We start from the raw sequence: 847 nt of genomic DNA, 5'->3' as shown, positions 1-847 counted from the left end.
GGCTGCAGGCGAGGGAGACGAAGGCGTCGTGGAGTTCGGTGCGGCGTTCCCAGCGGACGGCGAGTCGTTTGAACTGGTGGAGCAGGGCGAAGGTCTGCTCGACGACGTAGCGGAGCTTGCCCATGCCCTTGATGTTCGGGGCGCCCTTGCGGGAGATGACGGGCAGGATCCGGCGTTTGCGCAGTTCATCGCGGTTGGGGTTGGAGTCGTATCCCTTGTCCCCGAGCAGAGCCTCGGGACGTCGGCGGGGCCGGCCGGGGCGGCCTGCCACCGGCGGGATGCCGTCGACCAGGGCGAGGGTCTGGGTGATGTCGTTGACGTTGGCCGCGGTGGTGATGACCTTGAGCGGGGTGCCGCGTCCGTCGCAGATCAGGTGGTGTTTGCTGCCTGTCTTCCTCCGGTCGACCGGCGACGGACCGGTGTCGGCTCCCCCTTTTTCGCGCGGATGTGGGAGCCATCCACGCACGCCCTCGACCAGTCGAGCCGGCCGGCCGCGTTCAGCTCGGCGAGCAGGATGTGGTGCAGTTGGTCGAAGACTCCGACCTGTTGCCACCGCTCCAGGCGCCGCCAACAGGTTTGCCCAGAGCCGAAGCCCAGCTCAGGTGGCAGGAGTTGCCAGGCGATGTCGTTGTGCAGGACGTACAGAATGCCCTGCAGACACAACCGGTCTGCCACCGGCCGCGGCCCTGGCGACCTCGTCGGCCAGGGCGGCAGCAGCGGCTCGATCAGTGCCCACAAGTCGTCGTCCACGATCCAAGGCCGAGTGCTCACACACTCACGAACGGCCGAATCATCACACCGGTTACGCCCGACCAGGGCATCTCAACAAGATCCTGTTACGAGCTCT

At 66.8% G+C, this 847-nt stretch carries 1 protein-coding gene; it reads right to left on the bottom strand.

Annotated elements, in window-relative coordinates:
• Positions 1-771 (bottom strand): IS5 family transposase gene (locus E6R62_RS37565; protein ID WP_240802137.1). Its coding sequence is split into 2 segments (ribosomal slippage), with 769 coding nucleotides annotated over them: positions 1-451 and positions 454-771; the frame shifts between segments, so codons are not numbered across the junction. This gene is flagged as partial in the annotation.
• Between the last annotated feature and the right edge of the window lie 76 nt (positions 772-847).

The sequence above is a fragment of the Streptomyces sp. A1136 genome (genome assembly GCF_004795055.1).
Lineage (GTDB): Bacteria > Actinomycetota > Actinomycetes > Streptomycetales > Streptomycetaceae > Streptomyces.
Note: the sequence above shows the minus strand (reverse complement) of the source record. Positions and strands in the feature narration are given on the sequence as shown.